Raw genomic sequence first — 17,169 nt, 5'->3', positions numbered from 1 at the left:
TGGGTCGAGTGCAGCGATCGTAGTCGCTAGTTCTTCAGACCCTTGGCAAGGTAGGAACGCGAGCGGTTGATCTCGGCTGTAGTTTGGTCGATGGTTGGCAGGATGGGCCTGCCGCGTGGGTAGGGATGCATGAAGATCTCGGTCCATCCGCGATAGTTGATGTCGCGCAATGCTTCGACAATCGGACCAAAGTCGAGCGGTCCTCGGCCTGGCATCTGGAGCAGTTCTTCCTCGAGCGGCCGCTTTTGCTTCGAGCCCAACCCATGCTGCCAAGCGTAGAACAGAGCGATTCCCTCGCCGGTATCGCGAACGATTTGGGCGATTTGCTCTCCATCCTGTTCGAGGTAGTAAGGCGAAAGCGCCAGGGCGATGTGTTTGCTGGGGCGAAGTTCGACAAACCACCGCAGCGAGTCGGGAGAATCGATGGGATTGCCGCCGTGGTTCTCCAGAGCGAGCGTTACGCCACATTCCTCGGCCACAGCAATCTGCGGTTTCCACTCGTCGAAAAAATGTTGCAGGTATCCTTTGATACTCTTGTCGTCGATGTCGGGAAGTCCCTTAGCGGCACTCACGACGAGCGGGCATTTTAGGCGCTGCGCCAGACGCATTTCGCCCTGCAAGATCTCCGGATCGGCGTGGTATCGCGTTAGGCATCCCAACGTGACCTCGTGCTCTGCGAGCAGTTCTGCGAAGCGTTCTTCGCCCATCTCGTCGAGTTGCTCACGCTGATTGCCATGCTTCTTCGGCCACAGGTCGATTGCCTTGCTTCCCACTTTGGGGACTTCGACCAGCACGTCCGACAAGTCGGCAAATCCATACATGCACGACGCGAGCATGTACCTCAGCTCGAACGCATCGCCATCGGCCGGCTCCTTGGCGAAGCCCGCTGGCGACAGCCCCTGGCCGGCCGCGGCCACTCCCATCGCTGCCAGGAATCCCCGACGGTCGATTTCGTGTTGGATAGGTTGGTTCATTAGTTTAGTTTCCACTGCGTGTCGCTCCGCTTAAGGGGCCTCGGTCAGAAGACCTCGTAACCACGTCGTTGGGGGCGTTGGAGCATCTCGTTCGCTTGATTGTCATCCACAAACAGCTCTGCATCCGGATCCCACTTAAGGGGTCGCCCCAGTCGCATGCTGATGTTCGCCAGGTGGCAGGTGGTCGCGCTGCGGTGTTGGCTCTCCACGTCCGAGATGGGTGTCTTGCCAGCTTTCACGCAGTCGAAGAAGTTGCCAACGTGATTAATAATCGACTCCATCTTGCCTTCGCGCGGAGGGCGGTCGAAGTTGTCGAAGTCGTACAGTGCGTAGTTCTCGCGTCCGAAGGGCTGGTCAGCCAGTTGATCCACCGCCTTGCCGGCCACTACCGCCCGATTGGCGAAGATCCGACCCTCGGAGCCGATGAACATCACGCCCCGCCGACCGGTGTCGGTGACGGTCATCTCCACGCCATTGGCGTAGCGATAACAGGCGTTGAAGTCGATGGGGACGTTGTAACTGTTCTTGCTCACCTCGGGCATGTTGGCTTCGCCATTAACTTCCACGGGGTAGGAGTCGATGGCCCACTCGGCGATGTCCACATGATGTGCACCCCAGTCGGTCATCTTCCCGCCTGCGTACTCGAACCACCAGCGGAAATTGAAGTGACCGCGCTGTTCGATGTAGGGCGTATCGGGCGTTTGGCCTTGCCATAGTTCCCAGTTCAGGTTGTGTGGCACGGGGAACTCGGGGAAGGGGCCCCCCACCTTGTTCTTGGCCAGCGCCACTTCCACACGCTCGAGTTTTCCGATTCGCCCGGCTCGAACCATCTCGACCGCCAACCGGCAACGCTCGTCGTTCCGCTGCCAGGAACCCACCTGCACCACGCGGCCGGTGTCCTGCATCACTTTGCGGATGATCTTGCCCTCGTCGATCGTCAGGGTAAGCGGCTTTTCGACGTAGACTTCCTTGCCGGCGCGACAAGCGTCGATCAACATCTTCGCGTGCCAATGATCGGGCGTGGCGATGATCACCACGTCGACTTCGGGACGCTCGAGCATCTTGCGATAGTCTTCGTACTTTGCCGGGCGCTCGCCAAACGACGATTGACCTTGGTCGCGAACGTGATCGTCCACGTCGCAAACGCCGACAATATCTCCGTGCTGCTCGGCCTTGCGAGCGACCACGGATCCCTGATAACGGAGTCCGATAACGCCAATGCCAAGCCGCTCGACTTTGTGGCGAGGTTTCGACGCCTCCTCCGCCAGAGCGAAACTACCAAGGCTCGGCAATGCCATGGCCGAAGCCGACGACAGTAGGAAATTGCGGCGGTTCATGTGCTCTCTTTCTGAGTTTCACGGCGAGTTATCGGCGTACACCATGGCGCGCCACCCGGGGGTGCTGCCCGCTCTCCCCCGGACGGCAGCGCCATGCGATGTTCGCCGCCGGCCCCTCTTTGCGTATCATCGCATTTGCCGCCGCAGGGGCAACAGGCACCCGATCAGGCAACTGAGCAGGACCACGGTGCCTGGTTCAGGGACCGATGCCTGTGCCAATATGGCAACCGATGTTTCGCCGAAGTGCTCCCTCCACAGGGCGTAGTCGTTGGCATCCACCACTCCGTCGCCGGAGCCAGCGCCGTTCAATGCGTCCTCGGTCGTAGCGCCCAGGTTGTTACGCCAAACCGTGTAGTCGGCCAGGTTCACCATGCCATCGGCGTTGAAGTCGCCGAGGAGGTTATCCGGCGGCGTGCCGATGTAAACCGGCTGGGCCGAGTACAGCAGGTTGGCCGGGGTTCCTGCAAAGTGGATGTCGAACTGCAGGTCCATTGCGTCGAGACCGAAGTTGTAAATGTTTCCCAAGCTGATCGGCATGTTGTCGGGCAGCAGTGTGCTCTCACCGAAAGCCCCTTCGGAGATTTCGATGCTCTGTCCGCCCAACTCGCTCCACTTTGGATCGCCGGGTGTGCTGTCGTATTCCTTGTCCTGCAGGCTGTCCCATCCGTTCGGAGTCAGCGAACCCAGTTCGCTGGTGATGCGATACAGATCGATCTGGTGGCTCATGCCGCTGTTGTTGATCAGCGTGATCTCACCAGTGCCGCGGTCCACCTGGAGCGTCAACTCGTTGCTGTACGCGCGATCGAGATAAATGTAGTTGTCGCTGCCGGTTCCGAACCGCGCCAGGCTCACGTCGTTGCCAATCGCATTCACCGGTATTCCCCCAAATGTGTTTCCATCGACCGTCATGCTGTACTCCGAGCTGCCGATGGCGTAGTCCACGATCAGGTGGTGCCACTCGCCGTCGGTATACGACGTGATCGTCTCGAAACTGCCAGTGTAGTTTTGGAAGTGGTTGTCGGCCCCATCTAGCGTGATGCGGATGAGCTGGCTTCCAGTGGAATCGAAGACCTCAAAATTGCCACGGCCTGGGGAGTTGGGGCCGGTGGCAAACATGGTCTCGAATCGAACGACGTCGTTGGCCGTTGATTGGTCGTCGAAATCGAGAATCGCACGCACCGGCGACGCGCCGGAGGCGCGGGTGATGCGCAATGAACGGTTTCCTTCGAAGACCCCAATGCCTTCGACGAATTCAGTCACCTGGATGTCGTTGGATTCGGCTCCGCCGTTCTCGTCAATGTCCCAGGTTCCCACCGAGGCCACCGGGTTGTAGTCGCCACTGGTGTCGGGGTAGGCGGCGGTGCTAGAGCCGTTGGGAGCACTTTCGAAATCATCGTAGAACAACAGGGTGTCCGTATTCAGGTTCTCGACCTTGAGCGCTTGCGCACTGGAGGCGGTGAGCAGCGCAGTCGCCAAAGTGGCTATCGCGACGACCGCCGGGTGGAGTCGGATGCGGTTTCGCAGCGAGGGCACAACCAGAAACGCTCCGGCGAGCAAGACGGTCAGGATGCCAATCGCTTGCGGCTCGGGGATCGGCACCGCATCGAGATAGATGTAGTTTTCCCGTCCGGTGCCAAATCGCGCGTGGCTCAAGTTCGTGCCCACCGCATTGACGGGAATGTCGTCATACAACATTCCATCGACCGTCAAGCTGTATACCGAACTGCCGATTTCGTAGTCCACAACAAAGTGGTGCCACTCGCCGTCGGTGTACGATGCGATCGTCTGAAAACTGCCAGTGTAGTTCTGAAAGTGGTCGTCTGCCCCATCCAGCGTCAGTCGGATCAGCAGACTCCCCGAGGAATCGAAGGCTTCAAAGTTGCCACGATTCGAAGAGTCGGGGCCTGTGGCAAACATGGTCTCAAACCGGATGACCTCACCGGCCGTCGTTTGATCGTCGAAGTCGAAGATAGCCCGCACGGGAGAAGCGTCCGGGTCGCGAGTGATTCGCAAGGAACGGCTGCCTTCGATTACTCCGATGCCATCTACGAACTCTGTGACCTGGATGTCGTAGGGCACGTTGTCGCCGTTCTCGTCGATGTCCCAGGTTCCAACCGTAGCGCTCGGGTCGTAGTCGCCAGCATTGTCGACGTAGCCCATGGTGCTGTAGCCGTTGGGGGCGTTTTCGTAGTCGTCGAAGAACAGCAGCTCGTCGGTGTCGAGATTTCGGACTAGCGTTGCGTGTGCACTGGAAGCGACCGCGATGGTTGTCGCCACTACGGCCGCCACGGCTACTACCGGACGCAGTCGGAAGCGATTCCGCAGCGAAACGACCACGCAGCCAATTCCTGCCAGCAGCAGCATTGCAAGGCTGTTGCCCTCTGGAACAGCCGATCCATTCAGCGATAGCGCTGCCGCGCCAGGATTTTGCTCCAGATAGACTTCGTTCAAGATCAAGAAGTCGAGTGCATCGACGATGCCATCCTGATTGAGGTCTCCTCGTCGATACTGTAAATAACCGGGGTCGGTGCTGGTATCGACCAGATAGTTCGGTAGGAACTGCAACTCGAAATCGTCGGTGTCCACGTCGTAGTCGAAGTCGAGGTCTCCAAACGGATAGGCGCCGCTGCCGCCGGTGAAGGTGACTTTGGCCATCACGACCGCACCACTATCCAGCAGCAACTCCATTTCTACATCTTCAGATGGGTGCGCAAGCCAGGCATCGCCCAAGTCGATGGACGCACCGCCGCTCGCCAGGGTCAGGCCATCGCCGACCTGGCCGACCTCCATCTCGCTCATGTCGTAGTAGTCGTCTGGCTCTCCCAGTTCCACCCATTCATCGTTGTCATCGAGTGGATTGCCGCTATCGACGTCGTAGTTCTCGGCGATCGAAGTCCACGCTGCCCGGTCGAGCGTGCCGGTGCGCGAGAGCAGGCTGTAGCCAACGATCGTCACGTCTTCGCCCGACGTGCTGGCCAGCGAGATGTTCCCGCTGATGCGGTCAATCGTCACCTCAGGCAGTGCCGGAACGGCGTCAACGTAGAGCGGAGACAGTTCGGTTTCCGTGCGCGCTGAAGCACTGAACCGGACCCACCCGGCGCCGTCGGTGGGATTCGCAGCAGGGATGTCGGCGTAAGTCTTTCCGTTTAGCGTGATGCTGTACACATCGCTGCCGATCTCGTAGTCCACTACCAGGTGGTTCCATGCACCTGAGGTAAAGTTGGCGACTACTTCGCTGCCCGCGCCGATGTTCTGTAGGTATTCGTCCTCTCCGTCGATCGTGAACCGAAACACCTGCGTGCCATCGGGTGCATGGAACTCGAAGTTGCCGCGATTGTCGGGGGCTTCAGGCGTGGCGAACATGGTTTCCACGCGAATCACGTTGCCCACGGTGGTTTGCGAGTCGAACTCCGCCTCGGCGCGCACAGGTCCTTCGCCCATGGATCGATCCATTCGCAGGTAATTTGCACCTTGAATGGGACCTGGATCGACCCCATTCGACGCGACGTTGGTTACCTGGATATCAAACTCCGCGGTTCCGTCGTTCTCATCGAGAAACCAAGTGCCCACCGACGGCACGGGGTCGTAGTCGCCCGAGGTGTCCAGGTAAGCAGCGTTGCTAACTCCTGGGGCGCTCTCAAAGTCGTCGGAAAAGAGCAGTTGGGTGGTGGTGACATTGGTGATCGTCACCGCGTCGGAACGTACCGCCAGGAATAGGATGCCGATAAGTAGCAGGAATCCACGTCGACAGTTCATCATTAGCCTCACTTACCAGTTGGTGTGACAGACACATCTAGTTTCTGACTTAGCAATGACAACTCATCTCTCATCCGAACGCATCGCCGCAAGTAGTTGATTCTTCAATCGTTAAAGGTTTGGCTCTTCGCTACTCCTTGGGCACGGGTTCGACATCGTCGGGAATCGACAGGTCGAACTCGCCCGACCCGCTGGGTACCTCAATGTCCATGTCGTAAGGCATGAACAGCCGGGTGCCATTGGGGCTGTCGTTCGAGGAGCTTTTGCCGTCGAAGGCGTGAATCGTGACCGTCACCGAGCCGGGCATGGCTGGTCGGCCTCCGGTGGCGCTGGTGTCGTAGTGTCCATCGCGAATGGCCGCCATGCCTTGTGCGCCCGAGTTGCCTTTGGCGGCATCGGGACTGAGCAATACGTGGCCAGCGGGGATTGGATTGCCGTTCCAGGTGACCTGGCCAGAGAGGTGCACCCGCGGATCGTCGGACTTTTGACATCCGCAGACGGTGAACAACAAGAAGAAAAGCAAGACGTATCGAAGCATTAGACTTTTACTTCCTGGAGTTGTGGAAAAATGGGCTTAGTCGCTATCGACCGTGCGGGATTGGCTATGGAATGCTGACTGTCTCGCCTCCGGAGCGACTGGCGAGGGACTTGTAGAGAATCAGGTCAATGTCCTCGTTGAAGTAGTGGACGCTGCCATCGGTCATCGAAAAGTGCGCGCCGCCGGGGTGCAGGCTGCTAAACGCCATCTCGTTGTCCAAGTCGACGTCGACGTAAGGAGTATTGATGGCGACGCGAATGTTCTTCATCGCCCCATAAGCACGCGTGTAGCCGCTCTTGTGCCGTTTGTTCTCGATGGGGTCGAGCGTTCCGCTGATCAATGCGCCGGTGGTCCATCCGTTGTTCGAGCCGGTGTGCAGTTCGCCAAGCATCAAGGTGTTGGACGCCCCGTCGGTGATCTGCCGGAACGAAGTAGGCCGGTTGAGCCCCAACACGCCGTCGAGCGCGAAGCCTCCGTAGTTGAGCACGCCCTCAAACATGCTCGGATAGTCCTCGCCGCTGGCGGCGGGATTCGGACCGAGTGGCCCGGCGATTCCGAAGTAGTGCTGCACGTACAGGGGACGGCCGTCGCCTAGTGTGAACGAAGGTTTGTGCGAAGTTTCGTCCTCGTGGTTGCGCGCTGTGGGGCACAGCAGCTTCTCCATACGGTTCAAGGCGAACCAGTTGCCCTTGTGGGTTCCTTCGTTGTTGGTGCCACCTCGCGTTTCGCCTTCCTCAAAGGTTCCCAGCTCGCGCATCTGGTCATACATTGCGTTTTCTTCCAGGTAGGGAAGGATGTAGCAAGTGAATGACAGGTTGTTGAGTGACGTTCCGCCCGGAGGGAGCTCTTCATGAGCGTCGTGATGCATGTGCAACGCCAAGGCGATTTGCTTCACCTGGTTCAAGCACTGCGTCCGCCTGGCCGACTCGCGGGCGGATTGCACTGCGGGCAGCAATAGCGCTACCAGAATGGCGATGATCGCAATCACAACGAGCAACTCGACTAGTGTAAAAGCACGCTGATTGCGAAGCAGGGCGTGGTTCATGCGAGACCCCTCCATCCTGTGTTTGTGGACTTGGTAGAGTACTCTTCGTGTCGAAACACGATCGAACGGCACGGTGTTGTCCACCGTGCAAGCTCTTCCTGCGCTCGAGAGGCGGAGGACGCCCAGTTGGCCAAGTCGCTTATCACTTTCGACGTTCTTGAAACGCAAAAAGTGATGGTCAGATCAGGGGGGTGCCACTTAGCCGCCGGGTCCTGATCTGTTTGTCCAAAAAGAGCCGCTCCGCCACGTCGACTGTCTTTGCTCCTGTGCCCGTCATCCATGTAATGGATGTAAGAACCGGAAACGCAGGTAGGTGAAACATCACAGTTTCACAGGCTAGAACATATAATTGCTGAAAGCAATGCAAAAAATTCCCTTAAGAGAAAACTATTTTTCGACCAGCAGCTGCGTTTATGCGCACACTGAGACGGCTCTCCAAGTCGGGGACAAAAAATGGCTGAAAACGAGGTCTCTGGCGAGTTGGCCGGAGACACAATTCGGACTGCTACAACGAGATCCTGTTGAGCAGTGGTTGGCGGGTGTGAAAACGCTCCAGGTTGTCGACAAACAGCTGGCAGATGCGGTCGTACTCTTTGACGGAACGACCCGCGGAGTGCGGCGTGATGATCACGTTCTCCATTTCCCACAAGGGATGCTCTGGCGGGAGGGGCTCTTGTTGAAACACGTCGAGGCCCGCCCCGCCCAGTTGCCCCGAGTGCAGCGCTGCCACCAGGTCGGCTTCATGCACCACGCTGCCACGGCCGACGTTGTACAGGATGGCTCCCTTCTTGAACGAGCCAAACAGCCCCGCGTTGAACATGTTCGCGTTCTCGCTGGTGGCTGGGAAGCAAAGCACCACGTGGTCGGCGATTGAGAGCGCTGTGGCCATGTCATTCCAGGCGTAGGCGCGCGTTAGCAACTCACTCGGCATGTGCTCGGGGTGGCGTCCAACTCCCAGCACCTCCATACCGAGTGCTTTGCACCGCCTTGCCACTTCGGTGCCGATTCCGCCTACACCAATGATGCACACGGTGCTACCAGTAATTTCCGGATATCGCTGTAGCCGAAGCCAGCGTTTGTCTTGCTTGTCCAGGGCGTGTTGATGCAAACCGCGGGCCAGGGCGAACATCATGGCGATGACTTGCTCCGCGACAGGAATCGAGGGCACACGACCAAGATTGCAGGCTTGAAACCCCGGCTTTTCGCTAAGTCCAAGTTGTAGATAGTCCTCGTAACCGACACTGGCGAGCTGGAGCAGTTGCACCGGCGACTCGGCAACCAATTGTGGCTTGGGCCAGCCGACGATGGCGGTGGCATCCTGTAGCGATTGTCGGAGTTCGTCCTCGCTGCCGGCCTGTTCGATGCGAACGCAGGTCGCCCAATCTCGAACGGCCGTGTCGATGGCTTGCATGTGCTGATCAGAAAATCCGTCCACCGCAACGATTACTTTTTGCATTGCCTTCCTTCGAAATTCGGGTCCGCCAATCACCAGATTCTCATTAGCTACGCCGCTACAAAGGTAACAGCTATCCGTTGCATCGGGCAACGGTCTGCCGGTCTGTGCTTCTTACACAACAGTGGGAAAATGCGGTCGCACTAGAGCATATTCCACATTACCGATCCGAGTACCCACAGTGCCTAAAGTAGGCGAGGCATTCGTTTGTGGGGAAGCGGTCGATCGCCTCGGCGATGGCTTGCTCTAGCTGGTCGATGGTGCGTGCAGCCGCCTTGCGTAGCTTGGCCTTCAGCTTTGCGAACGCCAGCTCGATCGGGTTGAGATCGGGGCTATAGGGCGGCAGGTACTCGAGTCTTGCGCCGACCGCTTCGATCGCTTCGCGGACACCGGCCCGCTTGTGGCTGGAGAGGTTGTCCATGATGACCGTGTCGCCTGGACGCAGGGTCGGCACCAGGTGCTGCTGCACATAGGCCAGGAACAGGTCGCCGTTCATCGGGCCATCCAGCGGCGCGGTCATGCCGGTCGCCCTCAGCGCGCCGACGAAGGTAGTGGTTTTCCAGTGGCCGTGAGGGACCTTGGCCACCACGCGGCAGCCTCGGTAGGCCCGGCCGCCGGTGCGCGTCATCTTGGTGTTCGCGCCGGTCTCGTCGATGAACACCAAGTGGTGCGGCCGCAGGTGGGCCTGCCAGAACCGCCAGGCGGTCCGCTTGAGGGCCACGTCCGGCCGGTCCTGCTCAGCCGCGTGCACCACCTTTTTTGAACGTCACGCCGAGCGTCTTCAGAGCCCTCCACACGGTGGTGACCCCGACAACCACATCCAGTCGTTCGCGGAGTTCGTTGAGGGATGCGTCAGGCTGCTCCTCCACCAATTCGAGCAGCCGATCGGCGTGCCCGGCCAGCTTCCGCTTGGGGCCGGTCTTACCCCGCCGCGGGGCGATGTCGCCGCTCTCTTCCCGCTGCTTCTGCAGCTTGTAAATCCACCGCGTCGAGACACGGTGCTTGCGAGCGATCGCGGCCTTGCTCATCCCCTCATCAAGGTCCATCAACACCCGTACGCGAAGATCGATCGAATACGCACGCCCGTTCATGGGAAACTCCTTTCAAAAGAAAGAAGCCTAACCCATCACGCCAAGCTAGCAGAATGGCAATCGGAAATGCGCTCTAGCAGAGTACCAGAATCAAATGCGATCTAGATCGCACCCGTCCGAGGGAACGAGCGACAAGCAGCATCGTTGGGAATAAAGACCGCTACACTTCGACATAGCTGGTTTGTTTCAGAAACACAGCCTATCTGGCGTCTGCGCCCGTGCGGTTGTCAGGTCTTTCGAGCGCGTGGATTGCCTTCTCCAACTCTACCATGTAGACATGCGACTTGCCGTGCATGTTGGAGCGGAACACCAGCCAGTTGCCGTCTGGCGTGAAGATGCCGTTGGGTTCCAGATCGTAGTCATGGTTGGAGAGGTCGACTAGACGCTCGGAAAGCAGCACGCCAGCCTTGATTTGCTTGGCGGCTTGTTCCGGCAGGCCGGTGCGCTTGACCAGGCTGGGGCGGAATAGGTACATCCAGGTGCCGTTGCCAGGCTCGTCAAGTTGGCCATAGCCGGGTGCTTGGGCAGCTACGCTACTAGGTCCGCCGCCATCGCCTGAGAATAACGTGCCATCCGGGGAGACGTTGTAGTGCACCGACCATTCTTGACGCTTGTGGAGATACCAGTGCCGCTTGCCAGTCTCGATGTCGTAGCTTGCCAACCAGAACACCAGACTACGTGGGGTTTGCAGGTCGTATAGCACTTGCTTGCCGTCTTGGCTGAAGAACTCATGTCCGGCGATCTCGAAATCCATCGTCCGCTGATGTACTTGAGTGAGCTGACTGCCATCGGATCGAATCAGCCAAGTGCGGTCCACGTAGTGCCAGGGTCCTTCGTGACAGAATAGGATCTGATCGGGATCGGTTGGCGAGCATTGCAGGTGATTCAGCCAGTCGTTGCTGCGATGAATCACCTTTTTCTGACCGGTTTCGATATCGATCGTAAACATCAGCATCGGCATGCCGGACTTCCAACGAGGAGCCAGTCGCCCTCCGATGCTCTGCCCGGCGGGAACTTCTTTGGGTTGGGCAGAGCCATCTGGATCATGCCCAACACCGACAATGAGTGTTTCGTCGCAGTTAACCGTAATGTTCCCCCAGCCCCGGTTTCTGCGCCTCGCTTCGTCCATGCGGATGGAGTCCATCCGGGATCGCAGTGGTATCTCCTTGCCTTCCGCGCCAAACGGCCAGCGATGCTCTTGTGGAAGCTCCGCTACCAAACGCGACTCGTGGGTATCGAAATCGACTGCGTGTACCGCACCGTCCAGAATGTAGTAGATGTCTCCCGTCTTGCGGCCGGTTACCAAGACCCGCCCGGCGCCTTCATGCACTGTTTCCACCTTGCGAGTCGTTAGGTCGACCGCAGCAAGGCCGCGCGGCGTGGTGAATACCATCTTCTTGCCGTCTTGCGAAAACGGATACTGATGGAAGTACAGACTGCGACTGCCAGGTTCTTCCGAGAGTCGCACGACGCGATGCCCGGTAGCCGGGTCGACCCACTCCTTCGGTGGCTGAGCCGCTGCGAACGGTGATGTGTTCAACATCACTGCGAAGAAGAGTAGAGAAATCAGCAAGCGTCTAACAGTCGGCATGGGATTTCCTGTTGTTTGAACGATGTTCGACTCCGAAGACCTCAACAGATTGGCAATGGACTTGCCAGGGCCGCCGACCGACGATACGAACGTTTCGATCGCCTCTTGAAGGGCTGTATTCTGCTCACCATAAGCATGGCGGCTCCAGCCAGCAACCATGCCGCGGATGGTTCTGGCACGGGTTGGGTGTAGCTAGCGGTGGATCCGCTGAGGCTCATGCCGAAGTAATCGCGCCATGTGTTGTACCGAGCGGCGCCAATCGTCTCGCTCCCGTTCGGGTCGTTGGCCAGCGTGCCGGTAGGGCTCCCTAACGCGTTGCGCCAGGTTGCGTAGTCAGCGAGGTTCACTGAACCGTCAGTGTTGTAGTCGCCTGGAAGTGGGTTTGAAGTCTGGGCGAGCGCCCATGCTGCCGCAAAGTCCTCTGGCGAGCCGCCGTATTGCTGCTCCATCAGGAGAAGGTCCGTTTCGTTTACCAGTTGGTCTGAACTGAAGTCGCCAAACACCCAGGTGCTGTCGGAAGCCCCATAGTGTTGTGCGAGACGATGCAGGTCAGCAAAGTCCACATCGCCATCCAGGTTGATGTCACCAATTTGTGCCGGGGCAACGATTAGGGAATCGTTGGTGACGTCGCGGCCATGAAAGCTAATCAGCCCGAGGTCGGCATTGTCGAAAACCGCGAGGCCATATTCGGAATTCGAGAGTGCCATGCTGCTCACCAGTCCCTTGCCGTTGCCCAAGAGAATGCCGGCCTCCTGCCAAGCGAGGAATTCCTCGAGTGAGTTGCCTGAGGATTTCGATGCAATGAACCCGCCACTGGCCACGTCGATGGTACCGGTTGGTGAACTGAGCGAACCGCCAATATCGACGGTCTTGAACAACTGCAGAGCCTCGCCGGCACCGGGATCGACTCGCAGCACGCCGTTGCTCGCCAGAATCGAACTGTAACCCGCCGCGAAGTGGCCCGCCATGACGAGCGTCCCCTCCTGCACATCGGATAGCCCGCCATAGGTGTTTTGTCCGCTGAATACCTGCGTACCGGCGCCTACCTTTGTGACGTTGAGCAACTGAGTGCTTGATCCACCCCCAGTGTTGCTGACCACACCGCTAAAGTCGCCGTCGGCATTAGCGTGGCCAAGCGTCAGCGTTCTGGTGCTGGTGCGGTTTTGGATATTTCCCGCGCCGTAGAGTCCGTTGATTGACATGTCGCGGCCGTTCATCTCGAATTGGCCGCCGTTAATTATCAAGTTGCCCTTACCAGCGCCGAATGGCAACCGCACTCCTCCGTTTAGAATGAGGATTCCTGCATCGATCACCGTGTCGCCTGAGTACGTGAGCGAGTTGGAACCCCCACTCATAATCCAGCGGCCACCCTCGTCCTTGTGGAGCGAAGTCTTGCCACTCGCAGGATCACCCAGCTGAAACTTGAACTCGCAGTTGGCGTTGACGCCTCTGAGCGTGAGGGTGCGATCGCCGGCTCCGCTTTGCACCACGCTTCCCGTCGAGGTGAGCTGGACCTTACCGGTGCCGGCACCTTCGATTGCACCGCCATTCTCGGTGACTGTGAACAGTCGGTTCGTGGAGCCAGTAGAGCTTCCAGTGTAGACCAACTTGCCTCCGTCGAGCACGAGCATCGACGCCGATGATCCGGTGCCCAACGGGCTATTCGAGCCCGCTGATGCCAGGCTAGGAACGGCGATGGCACCATCCTGAATGACGATCGGCCGCGAGTAGGAGCTGTTGCCAGTAACCGTGAGCACTCCTGCGCCCACTTTGTTGAACTGCCCTTGGGCCTGCGTCGAACTTAGCGCTCCCGAGTAGGTTGTGTCTTGATTGTTTCCACCAACGTTCACCGGAAATCCGCCCAGTGAAAGTGATCCCGACCCTTTGAGTCCACCAATGTTAAGGAAGTTCGTCAGCCCTATGGTGAGCGAGCCTCCGCCAGGAACAAGGTTGGTGCTAGACAAAGCATCCTGGTGTCGCACGTCGAGCGTGCCAGCGTCCAATCGCGTGTCGCCGGTATACGTGTTGGCGACGGTCATTCGCAATGTGCCGGAGCCGAGTTTCGTAAGAGACCCAGCGCCACTGATCGTATCGCTGAGCGTGAGTGTCGAACCGGATGAAGAGATATCGAATCCACCGTCGAAGCTGGACCAGTTAACACTATTGGAAGACAAAGAGGTGATACTAGATCCCGTAGTGCGGAGTATGCCGCCGGCGAACGTGAGTTCTGAGTTGGCTCCCCCCAGGTTGCTCAGCGACGATACCTCCAGCTTGCCTCCTTCGAGCCGAGTACCGCCGGTGTATGCATTGCTCGTGCTAGTGAGTGCAAGCACTCCGTCGCCTCGCTTGATGAGCGCTCCGCTCCCACTGATCGCCTGACTTATCGTAAAGATGTGATTGGCAGATGCAATGTTGAGACCGCCGTTGAAGCTTGACCAGTTGACGGAGTGGCTGTTCAGCGACGAGAGGCTCGTTCCATTGATTCTTAGCAAGCCGCCATCGAATGTGATTGCGCTGGAGGCGCCACCAATATTCGTCCCGGTGGTAATGCCCAACTCGCCGTCTCGCAATACGGTTCCACCTGCGTAGGTGTTGTCGCCGGTAAGATTGATTATGCCGGCGCCGACTTTTTCAACCGAAGCGACTCCGCTGGAACTGACGATGTTGCCGGAGAAGGTCGAGTCGTCGTTAGCGCCGCCGAGAGTCAGAACAGTGCCTTGCAGGTCGACAGTGCCGCTTCCCGAGAGGCCGCCAACCGATGCCGCCAAGCCGTTCAGATCGAGTGAACCACCGGCGATGTGTACGGTGGTGCTCTGTAATGCAAGTGGATTGGTTATGCGAAGCGCGCCAGTACTAATCGTCGTATTGCCCGTGTAGGTGTTAGCAGCACCGAGGATGAGCGTGCCCGATCCCGCCTTGGTCAGAGAGCCGGTTCCACTGATCACCTGAGACATCGTGATAGCGCCGGATGCCTGCTGCACGTCGATCGTGCTGGGGGCAGTGAGCGTGGTGATACGATCAACGGTGGTTGAACTAGCGGTGGTGAAGCGAAGCGTGCCCCCCGCCAGGCCGAGCGGCGCTGCCGGAGCACCAAGGGGACCATCGTCAACTACACTCAGTACACCGTCTGCGACCATGGTGCCGCCATGGTTGTTATTGGCCGTTAGCAAGAGCGTACCAGCACCGCGTTTGGTGAAAGTGCCGCCGCCATCCAAGGCTTGGCTGATAGTGAACGTGTGGCCGGCGTTGTCGACGTCGATACCACCGTCGAAGCTGTTCCAGTTAACCGAGTGAGAGTTGAGGTTGGAAATGTCGGTACCTGTTGCGCGTAGGGTGCCGCCGGCAAACTTGACCTCTGAGCCAGCACCGCCGATGTTCGCGCTACTCGAAATCGCCAGAGCGCCATCGGTTAACGTGGTTCCGCCGCTGTAGGTGTTGGTGTTGGTCAGAGTCAGAACGCCTTCGCCCTTCTTGATCAACTCGCCGCCGGAGACCACTGAATTAATGGTTGCGCTGTGTCCTGCGGTGTCGAAAGAACCGCTGCCAGCCAGGTTTACTGGCGCACTGACCAGCAGGTCCCCCGCAGCTGCAAGTGTTCCTCCTTCGAGTGTCACGCCGCCGCCGACTCCGTCGGTCGTGACGAATGACGAACTTAGCACGCCGCCACCCCGCACGGTTACGCTGCCACCGAATGCGAACGAGCCAATGACGAGGTTCTTCGCCGTGGCAACGCCACCATCAACGACGAGCGAGCCGACTCCTGCTTCGCCAACCGTAAGTGTATTAACAACCCGCAGGTCACCGCCTGAATTCACCGCGAGCGCTGCGGGGCCGTCGCCACCGATACGTATGTCCCACGCGGCGGCGCCAGGCTGATCGACACTCACCGCACCGGGAGTTCCGCCACTGCCTTGAATAAACACATTGTCGTCGTCCGTTGGCAAGCCCGTTGGGCCCCATTGGGATCCGGCGTGCCAGGTGCTTGCCGCTTCGTTCCAAGTTTTCGCCGTGTGTGCGCCGCCGAGTTCGTTCAGATATTCTTCGATGCGTGTGTAGCCGAAGATACCAATGTTGTTGCGATCGCTGTTGTCAAATGGATTGAGGCCTTGTGCAGTTTCCCAGAAGTCGGGCATGCCGTCCTGGTCGGAGTCGAGTGGCGCTGCGCCGCCGGCGAGGTCTCCCCAGCCGCCTGCGGAGCTTGGGTCGCTGATCAGTGTTCCGCTGCGATTGATCACTCCGTTGACCAGCCGAGTGTCGACCGAGTCGCGTGAGAGCGACGCCCCCACTTTGTTCAACACTTTTTCGTACGCCCGCGTCGCTGAGTCCGTAGTGATCGACGGGTAGTCGAATCGCTGTGAAACGTAAGTCAGCTCATCATCGACGTCGGCGGCGGTGAACATCTGGCCGTCGTGCTGGTCGTTCAGGTTTCCGTCGTAGTAGTTTCCGTCGAGAAACATGCTGTAATTGCGGTTGCCACGCGAAATTGGGTCGTGCAATTCGCTGCTGCTGGGGCCGGCTACGAAGTAGTTGTTGACCACATTGCCATAGCTCTGACCGGCCGAATCGCCGGCGACGTAGGAAAACTCTCCCCAGTTGAAGACCACGTTGTTGACGAAGTCCAGAACCCCTTTGGTCTTCGGGTTCCGGTCGTTATTGCTGACGTACAAGCTGTGATGAATGCTGATGCCGTCGTTCCACTCAATGAGCCCGCCCATGGAGTGGTTAAGAAGTCCTTCGGCGACGATTGAATTCTGGATCGTGATATTCGCACTGTTGGTGATGCTGAAATTTTCATCTCGTCCCCAGGACACGGACATATGATCGAAGATGATGTTGCTGGCGTTGGTAGCGCCAACTGCGTCCCGACCGACCGAGTCGTGGTAGGGACCCTGGCGAACGCGCAGGTGGCGGGCGATCACGTTCTCGGCGTTGGAAAAGCTCACACCGTAGTTCTTCAGGCCGATGCCATCGCCGGGAGCCGTTTGACCAGCAATGGTAATGTTGTCCTGCACACTCACCGGCGACTGAAGTTCGATCCATCCGCCGACGTCGAACACGACGATGCGGTTGCCGCTGCTCACAGCGTCGCGGAAGCTGCCTGCGCCAGAGTCATTCAGATTTGTAACGTGGTAGACGGCCCCGCCACGTCCTCCGGTGGCGTAGGCGCCAAATCCCTCCGCCTCAGGAAACGCCCGCAACTGTGCGAGGGAGGTGGAACCAATCAGGACCAGAGCCAATGTGGATAAAAACACAGACCGCACCGCCGCCGACTCTTGCCCGTCCCGTTGTCCCACCTGGTACTCCAAAGGTAGCTGTGTTGAGTGCAAGACTGAAATCTCGCCATTGGTTGAACTATCAGTGAGAGTAACCGCCAATGCGGCTGG

General features: G+C 58.7%; 9 protein-coding genes. All 9 read right to left on the bottom strand.

Going from position 1 to position 17,169, the window contains the following annotated elements; all coding sequences use genetic code 11:
- Nucleotides 1-26: 26 nt before the first annotated feature.
- A complete protein-coding gene (locus ACQK2L_RS26220; RefSeq protein ID WP_425400007.1) occupies nucleotides 27-974 on the bottom strand; it encodes a sugar phosphate isomerase/epimerase family protein in 948 nt (315 codons plus the stop codon).
- A gap of 44 nt (nucleotides 975-1,018) precedes the next feature.
- Nucleotides 1,019-2,311, bottom strand: a complete 1,293-nt coding sequence (locus ACQK2L_RS26215; RefSeq protein ID WP_425400006.1) for a Gfo/Idh/MocA family protein — start codon at nucleotides 2,309-2,311, stop codon at nucleotides 1,019-1,021.
- Between the two features lie 126 nt (nucleotides 2,312-2,437).
- Entirely contained in the window at nucleotides 2,438-6,070 is a 3,633-nt protein-coding gene (locus ACQK2L_RS26210) for a hypothetical protein (protein WP_425400005.1), read from the bottom strand.
- Nucleotides 6,071-6,197: 127 nt separating this feature from the next.
- Entirely contained in the window at nucleotides 6,198-6,605 is a 408-nt protein-coding gene (locus tag ACQK2L_RS26205; protein WP_425400004.1) for a hypothetical protein, read from the bottom strand.
- Nucleotides 6,606-6,669: 64 nt separating this feature from the next.
- Nucleotides 6,670-7,650 (bottom strand): DUF1559 domain-containing protein, encoded by a 981-nt coding sequence (locus ACQK2L_RS26200; RefSeq protein WP_425400003.1) that lies wholly within the window; start codon nucleotides 7,648-7,650, stop codon nucleotides 6,670-6,672.
- Nucleotides 7,651-8,155: 505 nt separating this feature from the next.
- A complete protein-coding gene (locus tag ACQK2L_RS26195) occupies nucleotides 8,156-9,106 on the bottom strand; it encodes a D-2-hydroxyacid dehydrogenase (protein WP_425400002.1) in 951 nt (316 codons plus the stop codon).
- A gap of 157 nt (nucleotides 9,107-9,263) precedes the next feature.
- A protein-coding gene (locus tag ACQK2L_RS26190; RefSeq protein ID WP_425398043.1) for an IS630 family transposase occupies nucleotides 9,264-10,194 on the bottom strand; the annotation gives its coding sequence in 2 pieces (ribosomal slippage) (nucleotides 9,264-9,863 and nucleotides 9,865-10,194; 930 coding nt in all).
- 199 nt (nucleotides 10,195-10,393) lie between these two features.
- Nucleotides 10,394-11,785: an oligogalacturonate lyase family protein gene (locus tag ACQK2L_RS26185; RefSeq protein ID WP_425400001.1), complete on the bottom strand. Its 1,392-nt coding sequence runs from the start codon at nucleotides 11,783-11,785 to the stop codon at nucleotides 10,394-10,396.
- A 41-nt stretch (nucleotides 11,786-11,826) separates the two neighbouring features.
- Entirely contained in the window at nucleotides 11,827-17,112 is a 5,286-nt protein-coding gene (locus ACQK2L_RS26180; RefSeq protein WP_425400000.1) for an autotransporter-associated beta strand repeat-containing protein, read from the bottom strand.
- Nucleotides 17,113-17,169 lie beyond the last annotated feature (57 nt).

The sequence above is a fragment of the Aeoliella sp. genome, assembly GCF_965227375.1.
Classification (GTDB): domain Bacteria; phylum Planctomycetota; class Planctomycetia; order Pirellulales; family Lacipirellulaceae; genus Aeoliella.
This window is presented reverse-complemented; position numbering and strand designations above follow the sequence as displayed.

What these genes read in the sequence shown, in the direction of transcription:
- ACQK2L_RS26220 (WP_425400007.1), bottom strand. Translation starts at nt 974, where the DNA reads ATGAACCAACCTATCCAACACGAAATCGACCGTCGGGGATTCCTGGCA.
- ACQK2L_RS26215 (WP_425400006.1), bottom strand. Translation starts at nt 2,311, where the DNA reads ATGAACCGCCGCAATTTCCTACTGTCGTCGGCTTCGGCCATGGCATTG.
- ACQK2L_RS26210 (WP_425400005.1), bottom strand. Translation starts at nt 6,070, where the DNA reads ATGATGAACTGTCGACGTGGATTCCTGCTACTTATCGGCATCCTATTC.
- ACQK2L_RS26205 (WP_425400004.1), bottom strand. Translation starts at nt 6,605, where the DNA reads ATGCTTCGATACGTCTTGCTTTTCTTCTTGTTGTTCACCGTCTGCGGA.
- ACQK2L_RS26200 (WP_425400003.1), bottom strand. Translation starts at nt 7,650, where the DNA reads ATGAACCACGCCCTGCTTCGCAATCAGCGTGCTTTTACACTAGTCGAG.
- ACQK2L_RS26195 (WP_425400002.1), bottom strand. Translation starts at nt 9,106, where the DNA reads ATGCAAAAAGTAATCGTTGCGGTGGACGGATTTTCTGATCAGCACATG.
- ACQK2L_RS26185 (WP_425400001.1), bottom strand. Translation starts at nt 11,785, where the DNA reads ATGCCGACTGTTAGACGCTTGCTGATTTCTCTACTCTTCTTCGCAGTG.